Below are 10,170 nucleotides of genomic sequence, written 5' to 3'. Positions count from 1 at the left end.
TCGACGTCGGGATTGGGAAGCTTGCCTTCGCGGGAGTCCAGCCATTCGAGGCGCTTGTATCTCGCCGGAAGCGCGCGCGCCAAGGCGTGCAGGGTCTCGGCACGCGGGTCTTTCTTGGGTCCGACGATGGTCATATGCGTCGGCTCGACCGCGAGTTCGTCGTCCGCGAGCAACACGCCCGGCAGGGGCCGGATCATGTCGGCCGATGCGCCGATCAAGTATCGCATCGCATGCGATGCATGCTCCCGATAGCTCTCGCTGCCAAAGTAACGGCTGAGCATATTCATGAAGCGGGCAACCTGGATCTGGTCATCGATCAATTTCGCAGGTTTCGCGAACACGCCGACCTTCGCTTCCGAGGTCTTCGAGGTCAGGAAGCCGCCGTCCTTGTCCTCGAATGTCGCGACGAAGTCCCCGGCCCTGGCCGCGGATGTGAGCCATTCCCGTTTGCCGGTCGCGGCATACAGATCCAGGAATGCCTGACCCATCGCCAGTGTATCGCCGAGGAACGGGCCACCGCGATCCTTGGCCCCGTGACGAAATCCACCCTCGGGCCGCGCCCGATTGTCGTTCACCCATTTCGCAGCGCGCTCGGCGCTGCCGAGCACCCTGGGATCGTTGGTGACATTGTAGAACGCGGTCAATCCGCTGATCGCCCAGCCGTTTTCGCGCGCATACAGGTTCTTGTCGATGCGCGGCATGCCGAGCTTGCGGCGGTCGGCTTCGCGCAAGGCATAGAATTTATGCCCATCGGTTTCGCGATCGAGATCGGCATCCTGGCTGACGTAGAATGCTCCGTCGGGACTGGACATGAATGCCGCCAAATAGCGTTCTATGTTGCGCGCGGCGGCAAGATATTTCGGGTCCTTCCAGAGCGCATAGGCCTGACTGTACTGGCGCAGATATTGCGCCTGGAACGACATGATTTTCTCGAAATGCGGACGGGTCCAGGATCCGCCTTCCGAATACTGGTAGACGCCGCCCCAGATCGGATCGATCAATGCGACTGCCGCGTCGAGGGTCTGTCGCGCGCGCTTGATCGCCGCGGCATCACCGGCTTCGGCGCGCGATAATGCGTAATCCAGGCTGTCGGCGTCGATGTATTTCTGGACCTCGCCCCAGCCGCCGAGCTTGTCCTCATAGGATTCATCGAACTTCCTGATCAACTCGGCGCGTTGCGCCTTGGTGAGGAATGTCGAGGTGGACGGTTTGATCTCGAAAGCCTCGCCGACCGAGGGCCCCGGCGAGGGATCGTCGATGATCGCCTTGAGCAATGCCTGCATCCGCGCCGGCTCGATATATCCCCTGAGTTTGGCGATCTCGGTGCCGTCGGAGTTGAAGATGATGGTCGCCGGCCAACCCCAGTCGCCGTAGCGGCTCGACAGGTCGGGATTGGCGTCCTGATCGACACGGACGGGCAGATATTTCGAGGCCAGAAGCTCCGTCACTTCCGGATCGGCATAGGTCGTCCTCGCCATGACGTGGCACCAATGGCACCACACCGCTTCCAGATCGAGGATCACGAAACGCTTTTCGGCCGCGGCACGAACGAACAGATCGTCGTTCCACTCGCTCCATTTGATCCCGGTCGCGAAAGACGGCGACGCCGCGAGGACGACGATGGCGAAGGCAAGCCTGCGGACAAGCTTCATGACATCTCCCGGAGCGCGATTGTTTGCCCAGCTATGTGGCCGGGAAAATCCGGGCTCACCATTTTCGCGATATCACGCGAACGTGAGACGGCTCATCGGGTCAACCGTCAGGTGGACTCACGGCGATGGCCGGCGGAGTTCAGCAGCAACCGGTCCAGCGAAGCGGAGCCTGGACCCGCGATCGCCAGCCAGAGGAACGCCGCGAAGTAAGTGGCTTCCTCGAAACCGAGCAGCGTTTCCAGCGAATCGACGTTCTCCCATTTCGCCACCTTGATGGCGACCAGCATCACCACGGCCAGCATGGCCGCCGGAATCCGGGTGAACAGACCAAGTATCAGCATGGCGCCCCCAACGCACTCCACCACCGAAACAAACGGGGTCAGGAGTTGCGGAAAGGGAATCCCCCAGTCGGTGAAGTTCTGAACCATCTGCGGGAGGTTGTTGAGCTTGCTCCAGCCGGTCAGCATGAAGACGTAACCGACGATGAGCCGCATGATCAACGGCCCGGCCCAGGCGAAGTGCGAAGCAATGCGTGCAGGCAAGAGGATGAGCAAATTGACGATAGCAACCATGGTACCCCCCAAGTAATAGGCTTACGGCGACCACCGATCGGCGGTTTCATCAAACCGGCTTAAGTCATGCCGAGGCCGCAGTGCAGCAAATCCTGTCCTACAGGAGTTTCGTTGCAACAGGCCTACTTGTTACGCGGCGCTAGCCGAAATTCTGCAATGCCGGAAAGGTCTCCAGCAGCCAGATGCTGACGCTGGTGACGGCGCCGGTCAGGAAGCCGATGCCGGTGACGACCAGCAGCACACCCATCGCCCGCTCGACATTGACGAGGTACCGCTTGATCCGCGCGAACAGGGCGGAGAATTGTTCGACCATGAACGCCGCGATCAGGAACGGAATCCCGAGCCCGGCGGAATAGACCGCGAGCAGCATCGCCCCCTTGGTCACCGTGGCCTCGGCGGCGGCGACCGACAGGATGGCCGCGAGGATCGGGCCGATACAGGGCGTCCAGCCGAACGCAAAGGCGAGCCCCATCGCATAGGCGCCCCACAGGCCCACCGGCTTCGGGATCGGCAACCGTCCCTCGCGCATCATGAAGCCGATCCGGGTCAGCCCCAGAAAATGCAGGCCCATGATGATGATGACGATGCCGGCGACGATCGACAGCTCCGCCGACCAGGCGCGGATCAGGCTTCCGATCAGCGAGGCGCTGGCGCCGAGCGCCACGAAAACGGTGGAAAAGCCGAGCACGAACATGCCGGCCGAGATCATCACCGCGCGCCTGGTAGAGGCTTTCGTCTCGTCATTGGCCACCTGTTCGATGGTCGCGCCGGTGAGGTAGATCAGATAGGGCGGCACCAGCGGCAGCACGCAGGGCGACAGAAAACTGACCAGACCGGCAAGCAGCGCCGCGGGAATCGAGACATCCTGAATCATGTCGTCATTGCCATCATTGTTATCGGGCTGGAGCGGGTGTTCCAGCCTGGGTCCCGGTACTCATCTGCCGATCCCCGCGGCGGTGTAGCATCTCTGTGATCGCGACAAGCACTTGAAAGCCGATCTGCCCGTCACTTTTCGGTCAGGTCGCGGTGAGCCCTGCTGCCGGGGACCGGATCTGGCATGGAGCTGCCCGATTTCGCCGCCGGGATCGAATCCGAACAATCCCAGGACGACCGGCGGCGCCGAAATCATCGCACCGATCGAGGCCTACAGCACCCCGCGCCGGTCGGCCAATCTGTCCGACGGCGACGCGAGCGCGGGCGCGGGCAAGAGCCGTTTCGAAAAACTGCGCCACTTCAGGAACTGGCCGACGATCGGCATCCCCTATGCGGCGCCCGACATGCAGGGCGGCAATTTCTGGGGCGTCATCAACCACGACAACGAGCAAGGCATCATCCGCATCGCCGACAACAAGGTCACGCCGGGATTGAAAATGTGGACGTGGGGATTTCCGTCGTTCACGCACGAAACCGACGCGCGCAAGGACCCGAACCCGCAGCGGCCTCACATCGAATTGTGGGCGGGCGTGTCGGACCAGTTCTTCCACAGCGCCACCTTTCCGCGCTCGGCGAAGTGTCTGTTCCGGAAACCTGCAGCCCGACGGTCGGCATGAGCAACGTCACGCATGCGAACGAGAACATCCTGGTCGATCTGGCGGCCGAGGACGCGCGGGTGAATCTTCAGTTCTTCAGCGTCGAGCCGACCGCGCCGCTGCGCGTCACGCTGAAGCGCGGCGACGCGGTATTGTTCGATGACGCCGTGCAGGCCAATCCGGAGAACGGCAATCGCTTTGACGCGGCAATACCTCCCGGCGGCAGCGGCGGACAGGTCCAGCTGACCATCGCGGCCGCGGACGGAAAGCATCTGATCGCAGCCGGGACAGGAACAAAATATCGCGGCCTGCCATAGAGTGAAAAGGTATCATGTTACAGGTTACATACTGTACATGGGGTTGTTTTGCAATTTTTTGCAGAAGGCCCGGGCCACGCCGGGTCCGCGTCACTCGCTGGTCGTCCCCCGCGGACGAAAATTCTCGATCAGCCGCAGCAGCACGCGGGCGCCGGCGTCGGCGTCGGCCGGATCGACATGCTCGTCCGGATGATGACTGATGCCGCCGCGGCAGCGCACGAACAGCATCGCGACGTCGGCGACGTCGATCATCGCCATGCCGTCATGGCCGGCCCCGCTGGCCAGTTCGAAGGGACGAAAGCCCTCCGCGGCGACGGCTTCCGACATCTGGCTCCTGAGCCATGGGGCACAGGGCACGGTGCGGTTCTCGTGGGTGACGTCGAGCTGCAGCTGCAGCTTGCGGCGCGTGGCGATGTTTTCGATGCGCCGGACGATATCGGCGACGGCGAGCTTGCGGTGCGCATCGGAGGGCGCGCGGATATCGATGGTGAACGACACCTGCCCCGGGATGACATTGGTGGCGCCCGGCCTCGCATCGATATATCCGACGGTGCCGACAAGTCCGTCCTGGTCGGTCCGGCAGAATTGCTCGATCTCGACGATGCATTCGGCTGATCCGGCGAGCGCATCGCGGCGCAGAAGCATCGGCACCGTGCCGGCATGGCCGGCCATGCCGGTGAGGCTGGCCGCAAGCCGCGTCGCGCCCGCGATCGCCGTGACTATTCCGACCGGTAGATGAAGGCCTTCCAGCACCGGGCCCTGCTCGATGTGCAGTTCGACATAGGCCAGCAATTCGCCGCGCACCCGTGCCGCCGCACCGATATGGTCGGGGTCGAGGCCGAATGTCGTCAGCGCATCGCGCATCGCGAGGCCGGCGCCGTCCTTTGAGCCCAGCACGCTCTCGTCGAACGTTCCCGCCACGGCCCGGCTGCCCAGCAGCGTGGAAGCGAAGCGGACGCCTTCCTCATCGGCAAAGCCGGTCACCTCGACCGCGAACGGCAGCCGCTTGCCGCGCCGGTGCAGATCCGCGACGCAGCTGATCGCGGTGATGAGCCCGAGCGGCCCGTCCCATTTGCCGGCGTCGCGCACCGTGTCGTAATGTGATCCCAGCATCAGGCAGGGCAGGCCCGTCCTATCGCCTTCGTAACGGCCGCAGACATTGCCGATGGCATCGAGATGCGCCGCCATGCCGGCATCCCGCATCCACGACAGCAACAGATCGGCCGCGGCGCGGTGCTCGGGGGAAAGGAAGATTCGCATCAGGTGGTCCGGCATCTCGGAGATGGCTCCGAGCGCCTCGATGCGGCGGACGATCTCCCGGCCGAGTTCGCCCGTTGCAGCGATTTCCGGCCCCATCACGACGATCCGATGTCGGGCGCGCCGTCGGCGAGATGCGCCAGATGGGCGTGCCAGTGCTGCGCAATCTGCAGCCGGGTCGGCACCCAGACCTTGTCATGGCTGGCGACATAATCGAGAAAGCGCAGCAGCGACGCCGCTCTGCCCGGCCGGCCGACAACCCGGCAATGCAGGCCCACCGACATCATCTTGGGCGAGCTCGCGCCCTCGGCGTAGAGCACGTCGAAACTGTCCTTGAGATAGCTGAAGAACTGCTCGCCGTTTGAAAAACCCTGGGCGTTGACGAAGCGCATGTCGTTGGCGTCGAGGCTGTAGGGAATGACGAGATGCGGCCCGGCCGCGCCCCTGACCCAGTAAGGCAGATCGTCGGCGTAGGAATCGCTGGAATACAGGAAACCGCCGGCCTCCATCACCAGCCGCAGCGTGTTGATCGAGGATCGTCCGGTGTACCAGCCGAGCGGCCGCGCGCCGGTGGCCTCGGTGTGAACGCGGATCGCCTCCGCCATGGTCGCGCGCTCCTCCGCCTCCGGCATGTTCCGGTGCTCGACCCATTTCAGGCTGTGGCTGGCGATATCCCACCCTGCCTCGTTCATCGCCGCGACGACGTCGGGATTGCGCTGCAGCGCGGTCGCGACCCCGAACACGGTGGCCGGCAGCTTGCGCTCGGTGAAGGCACGCCACAGCCGCCAGAAGCCGGCACGCGAACCGTATTCGAACATCGATTCGATGTTGGCGTGGCGTTGTCCCGGCCACGGCTGCGCACCCAGCACATCCGACAGAAAGGCTTCCGAAGCGGGATCGCCGTGCAGGATACTGTTCTCGCCGCCCTCTTCGAAATTGACCACGAACTGCAACGCGATCCGCGCGCCGCCAGGCCATTGCGGATCGGGCGGGTTGCGGCCATAGCCGCGGAGATCCCGGGGATATGCAGCGTCCGCCATTCCTAGGCCGCCTCGAACCGGACCTTCTGTGCGCCCTTGTAGAGCACGGTCTTGCCGAGCTCCGGCAGCCGGTCGAGCCCCGAGGTCAGCGTGATGAAGTGGTTGCCGGCGAGCTGGCCCATCTTGCTGGCGAAGTGCACCCCGCCATAGGCCAGCAGAATCTCGGTCTCGCTGATGCCGCCGGGGTAAAGGATGACCTGGCCCGGTGCGGGATAGCTGGTGTGGTTCTCATAGCCGACGCCGAAGTCGAGATCGCCGAGCGGCAGCCAGACCGCCTCACCGCTCCAGCGCACATGAACCGCCTGGCTCTCGAACGGCATCGCGGCGCGGAAGGCGGCGCAGGTCTTGGGCGCCAGCTGGTCTTCGAAACGTGCGTCGAACGTGAAGTCGCCGACGCGGACAATGAGTTGGCTCATCCAGTTGCTTCCCTGTTCCTCAAGTTGAGGAACAGTGTTCCTCAAGCCGAGGCGCAGATTGCAGCCGGCGCGCGATGAAGCAAGATTATTTTTGTCGCCGGAATTGCCGATAAAGCTCTCCGGCCGGACCGGGCTATCCGCGGATCCGCCAGGCAATCCCCCAAGTCATCCGGCAGGGCGTCGAAACCGCGTCGCTACTAGACCAGCTTCAGCACGGCGCGCTTGCGCGGGCCCCGGGGCGAGTTCGGATCGTTCGACCTGCCCGCAGGCCCCTGCTCCGGCGGCGTCATCGCGTCGCACAGGGCCTTCAGATCCGAATCCGGAACTTTGCTGAGGTCGATCCGAAGGTCGAGAACGGCCAGCGACACCAGCTTGGCAGTCTCCGGACGGGCCTCCTTGACCAGGGCGAGGCGGCACTGCTCAAGGGTTGCGAGGATCGACTGCAATCGTTCTTCTGAATTAGCCACCAGCGTTTCTTCCGTTACCGAGCTTGCGAGGTAGAGTGGAGGCGATCCAGTCGGCGGTTTCATACACGTCTCCATACGGTCCAAATATTCCCGAGACAGCCCGTCGGTCGTCGTCCGCAACCATGTTGTCGAGGGCATGGCTGGCCGATGCGCCGCAAAGGTAAGCCACCTCGTGGTGATTATCGAGCGCGCGATCGATCGCGGAAAGCGCCAGCGGCCGCGGCTTGGCCAGATATTCCTGCTGCATGTCCACGAACACGACGATCGGGACGCTGGAGGAAGTCGCGAAGGTCCGAAGGCTTACAACTGACGTCACTATCGCCCCTTTTTGAGCCCGGAACGGTTACCGGACGGTATCCCAATGTGCCGGGGGGCGGCCTGTTCAGCCACAGGGTAAGTATAACCCTCGGAATCCCCAGCCCCTGGACCCGCAGTGGTTGTAGTTTTCACCATATTCTGCCAAGTTTAGCCCGCACAAAGGACTCTGTATGCCTCTGGTCGTGGAAAGGGGCGTTCCGCAGGAGGAACGCCAAAAGGTCGCCATCGGCAGTCTCACGGATTGGGACGCCGCCAGGGTTTTCCTGGAAGTGGTCCGCTGCGGCAGTTTCAGGTCCGCCGCGGAGCGGCTGGACTTGTCCATCAACGGCGTGCGCCGCCGTATTGACGATTTCGAGCGGCAGATCGGCGCCACCCTGTTCACCCGCGACGTCCACGGCACGAGGCTGACCGACGAAGGCTCGCAGGTGGTGTCAGCGGTGGAACGCATGGAGGCCGCTTCGTTCGACCTGCTGCGCGCCAGCAATTCCGTCACCAATGCGCTGTCGGGCGAAGTCCGGGTGGCCGTCACCGAGGGCCTGGGGACATTCTGGCTGGCGCCCCGCCTCGTCGAATTCCAGCAATCCTTCCCGAACATTCTGGTCGACCTGCATTGCGCGATGCGCTCCGCCGACGTGTCGCGACACGAGGCCGACATCGCGATCCATCTGTCGCGGCCGGCAGCGCTCGACGTCAAACTGGTGCGGCTCGGCCGCATGCATATGATGTTCTTTGCCAGCGAAAAGTACATCGAGACCTACGGCGCGCCGAAAACCACGGAAGAGCTGGTCAAGCATCGGCTGGTGATGCAGATCGCCGATGAGATCGCCGCCAAGGAGACATTCGATCGCCTGTTTCCCGGTTACTCGCAGCGCGATTTGCTTGTCATGAAAACCAACGTCAGCAGTGCTCACTATTGGGCCGTCGCCAACGGCGCCGGCATCGGCGTGTTTCCGACCTACGGCCCGGCGCTCGGCGGCAAGATCGTGCCGCTCGAAATTCCGTTGCGCCAGCCGTTCGATATTTGGCTTTCCTATCATGCCGGCAGCGGCCGCATCCCCCGGGTGCGGCACATGATCGACTGGCTGGTGGAGGCTTTCAATCCCGCAAAATTCCCGTGGTTTAAGGACGAATTCGTCCATCCAAGCGAATTTGGAGCGGTATATATGGGTGAATCCCTGACCCATCTATTCGGGGGCTTCTCGACCGACGGACGACAAAAGGCAGAATGATGAAAGCAGCAGCGAAGAAAATGAAGCAGCGCAGTGCCGGCAAGCCGGACATTGAATTGGGCAAGCGGATCCGGCTTCGGCGTGTTGAGCAGAAAATCTCGCAAGCGGAACTCGGCGACCAACTCGGCGTCAGCTTCCAGCAAGTGCAGAAGTACGAGAAGGGCGTCAACCGCGTCGGCGCTGCCCGTCTCCAGGCAATCGCCACCGCGCTCGATGTGCCCGTGACGTTCTTCTATGACGGCGACGGCAAGGCGCGTGAAGTCGAGAGCCTGTTGTTCCTCGACAGCGCGTTCAGCCTGCGGCTGTTGCGCGCCTACAGCAAGATCAAGGACCAGACCGTTCAGCGTCAGCTGGTGTCCTTGATGGAATCGATCGCCGCGAACGAGGACTAAGCGCTGCGAATCAATCCCGGCGCGAACCCGCGGGTTCGCGGCCCGGGTCGCAGCGCGAACGGCCGGTTCACGATTCGAACCGGCTTCGCAGCTCCGCAAACACGATCGATCCGCAATTGCGACAGGACGAGTCCACCGCCGTAGAAAACGGCGGCATTTGGCTGTCCGTAATCCGGGCATCCATCGCGCCTGTTTCGAAGGGCGGCGGCTGTGGCATGCGTCCTGTGCTGCCAGCGTGCGCACTGGCATTGCCGAAACATCGAGCCAATGCTTCAATCCAGTTTAGGTCGATCAGATCCAAATAACCGAAAGCACACCGATGCTGGACGTCCCCAACAAGCCGGAAAAATCCTTCGCCGACGGCAAGATCCAGCAAGGGATCGCCGACGGGGTCGGCGTCGTCACCTTCAACAATCCGGCAAAGCGCAACGCCATGTCGCTCGACATGTGGGAGGGGCTCGGCCAGGCGCTGCTCGAATTGCGCGACCATCCCGATGTGCGCGTCGTCATCATGGTCGGCGCCGGCGACAAGGCTTTTGTGTCAGGCGCTGACATCAGCCAGTTCGAAAAAACCCGTCACAACGCCGAGGCCTCGGAAGAATATTCACGAAAGAGCGCCGCGCAGCGCGCGCTGCTGGCGGACTACCCGAAGCCGACCATCGCCTGCATCCGCGGCTTCTGCCTCGGCGGCGGCATGCAGGTCGCCATGCTGGCCGACATCCGCATCGCCTCCGACACCAGCCAGTTCGGGATTCCCGCCGCCAAGCTCGGCATTGCCTATGGCTATGACGGCCTGAAGCATCTGGTGTCGCTTGTCGGCCCGTCCTGGGCGCGGCTGTTGATGTACACGGGCATGCGGATCGATTCAGCCGAAGCAATGCGGATCGGACTGGTCGACCGCGTGGTGACGGATGCCGAACTGTGGAACGCAACCATGGAGATCGCCCGCAATATCTCCGGCAACGCGCCGCTCGCCATTCA

General features: G+C 63.2%; 13 protein-coding genes. 5 read left to right on the top strand and 8 right to left on the bottom strand.

Going from position 1 to position 10,170, the window contains the following annotated elements:
* The 3 genes from Q8N40_RS15315 to Q8N40_RS15305 form a co-directional block, all read right to left on the bottom strand.
* A partial coding sequence (locus Q8N40_RS15315; protein WP_305712397.1) for a DUF255 domain-containing protein occupies positions 1-1,652 on the bottom strand: 1,652 nt, incomplete at its 3' end.
* 107 nt (positions 1,653-1,759) lie between these two features.
* On the bottom strand, positions 1,760-2,146 hold the full coding sequence (locus Q8N40_RS15310; protein ID WP_305712396.1) for a DoxX family protein: 387 nt from the start codon (positions 2,144-2,146) through the stop codon (positions 1,760-1,762).
* A 217-nt stretch (positions 2,147-2,363) separates the two neighbouring features.
* Positions 2,364-3,098: a cytochrome c biogenesis CcdA family protein gene (locus Q8N40_RS15305; protein WP_305320479.1), complete on the bottom strand. Its 735-nt coding sequence runs from the start codon at positions 3,096-3,098 to the stop codon at positions 2,364-2,366.
* Between the two features lie 112 nt (positions 3,099-3,210).
* On the opposite strand from Q8N40_RS15305, the gene Q8N40_RS15300 reads away from it, so the two are divergent.
* Both Q8N40_RS15300 and Q8N40_RS15295 read left to right on the top strand, forming a co-directional pair.
* Positions 3,211-3,774, top strand: a complete 564-nt coding sequence (locus tag Q8N40_RS15300) for a DUF5107 domain-containing protein (RefSeq protein WP_305712395.1) — start codon at positions 3,211-3,213, stop codon at positions 3,772-3,774.
* Positions 3,771-4,070, top strand: coding sequence for a hypothetical protein (locus Q8N40_RS15295; protein ID WP_305712394.1), 300 nt, complete (start codon positions 3,771-3,773; stop codon positions 4,068-4,070). The genes Q8N40_RS15300 and Q8N40_RS15295 overlap by 4 nt, the downstream gene beginning before the upstream one ends.
* A 90-nt stretch (positions 4,071-4,160) precedes the next feature.
* On the opposite strand, the gene Q8N40_RS15290 is transcribed toward Q8N40_RS15295, so the two are convergent.
* From Q8N40_RS15290 to Q8N40_RS15270, 5 genes are all read right to left on the bottom strand, one after another.
* Positions 4,161-5,426: an allantoate amidohydrolase gene (locus Q8N40_RS15290; RefSeq protein ID WP_305712393.1), complete on the bottom strand. Its 1,266-nt coding sequence runs from the start codon at positions 5,424-5,426 to the stop codon at positions 4,161-4,163.
* The gene (puuE, locus tag Q8N40_RS15285; protein WP_305712392.1) at positions 5,426-6,367 is read right to left on the bottom strand and encodes an allantoinase PuuE; all 942 of its coding nucleotides are present in this window, start codon (positions 6,365-6,367) and stop codon (positions 5,426-5,428) included. Before puuE ends, Q8N40_RS15290 begins: the two co-directional genes overlap by 1 nt.
* A gap of 2 nt (positions 6,368-6,369) precedes the next feature.
* Positions 6,370-6,783 carry a DUF3830 family protein gene (locus Q8N40_RS15280; protein ID WP_305322131.1) on the bottom strand — a complete coding sequence of 138 codons (414 nt, stop codon included), beginning with the start codon at positions 6,781-6,783 and terminating at the stop codon, positions 6,370-6,372.
* 197 nt (positions 6,784-6,980) lie between these two features.
* On the bottom strand, positions 6,981-7,250 hold the full coding sequence (locus tag Q8N40_RS15275) for a hypothetical protein (RefSeq protein ID WP_305712391.1): 270 nt from the start codon (positions 7,248-7,250) through the stop codon (positions 6,981-6,983).
* Complete coding sequence (locus Q8N40_RS15270) at positions 7,243-7,566, bottom strand: hypothetical protein (protein WP_305712390.1); 324 nt, start codon at positions 7,564-7,566, stop codon at positions 7,243-7,245. Before Q8N40_RS15270 ends, Q8N40_RS15275 begins: the two co-directional genes overlap by 8 nt.
* Before the next feature lie 172 nt (positions 7,567-7,738).
* On the opposite strand from Q8N40_RS15270, the gene Q8N40_RS15265 reads away from it, so the two are divergent.
* The 3 genes from Q8N40_RS15265 to Q8N40_RS15255 all read left to right on the top strand — a co-directional run.
* Positions 7,739-8,797, top strand: coding sequence for a LysR family transcriptional regulator (locus Q8N40_RS15265; protein WP_305322134.1), 1,059 nt, complete (start codon positions 7,739-7,741; stop codon positions 8,795-8,797).
* Entirely contained in the window at positions 8,794-9,189 is a 396-nt protein-coding gene (locus Q8N40_RS15260) for a helix-turn-helix domain-containing protein (protein ID WP_305322135.1), read from the top strand. Before Q8N40_RS15265 ends, Q8N40_RS15260 begins: the two co-directional genes overlap by 4 nt.
* A gap of 319 nt (positions 9,190-9,508) precedes the next feature.
* Positions 9,509-10,170: enoyl-CoA hydratase (locus Q8N40_RS15255; protein WP_305712389.1), on the top strand; the 662-nt coding region annotated here is incomplete at its 3' end.

Origin of the sequence: Bradyrhizobium sp., from assembly GCF_030693485.1 — a bacterium.
In the GTDB taxonomy this organism is placed as follows: Bacteria; Pseudomonadota; Alphaproteobacteria; order Rhizobiales; family Xanthobacteraceae; genus Bradyrhizobium.
The sequence above is the reverse complement of the archived record's forward strand: the minus strand, read 5'-3'. Positions and strand labels throughout refer to the sequence as shown.

Coding starts and splice junctions, on each gene's coding strand:
- Q8N40_RS15310 (WP_305712396.1), bottom strand. CDS start 2,146: ATGCGGCTCATCGTCGGTTACGTCTTCATGCTGACCGGCTGGAGCAAG.
- Q8N40_RS15305 (WP_305320479.1), bottom strand. CDS start 3,098: ATGATTCAGGATGTCTCGATTCCCGCGGCGCTGCTTGCCGGTCTGGTC.
- Q8N40_RS15295 (WP_305712394.1), top strand. CDS start 3,771: ATGAGCAACGTCACGCATGCGAACGAGAACATCCTGGTCGATCTGGCG.
- Q8N40_RS15290 (WP_305712393.1), bottom strand. CDS start 5,426: ATGGGGCCGGAAATCGCTGCAACGGGCGAACTCGGCCGGGAGATCGTC.
- puuE (WP_305712392.1), bottom strand. CDS start 6,367: ATGGCGGACGCTGCATATCCCCGGGATCTCCGCGGCTATGGCCGCAAC.
- Q8N40_RS15280 (WP_305322131.1), bottom strand. CDS start 6,783: ATGAGCCAACTCATTGTCCGCGTCGGCGACTTCACGTTCGACGCACGT.
- Q8N40_RS15265 (WP_305322134.1), top strand. CDS start 7,739: ATGCCTCTGGTCGTGGAAAGGGGCGTTCCGCAGGAGGAACGCCAAAAG.
- Q8N40_RS15260 (WP_305322135.1), top strand. CDS start 8,794: ATGATGAAAGCAGCAGCGAAGAAAATGAAGCAGCGCAGTGCCGGCAAG.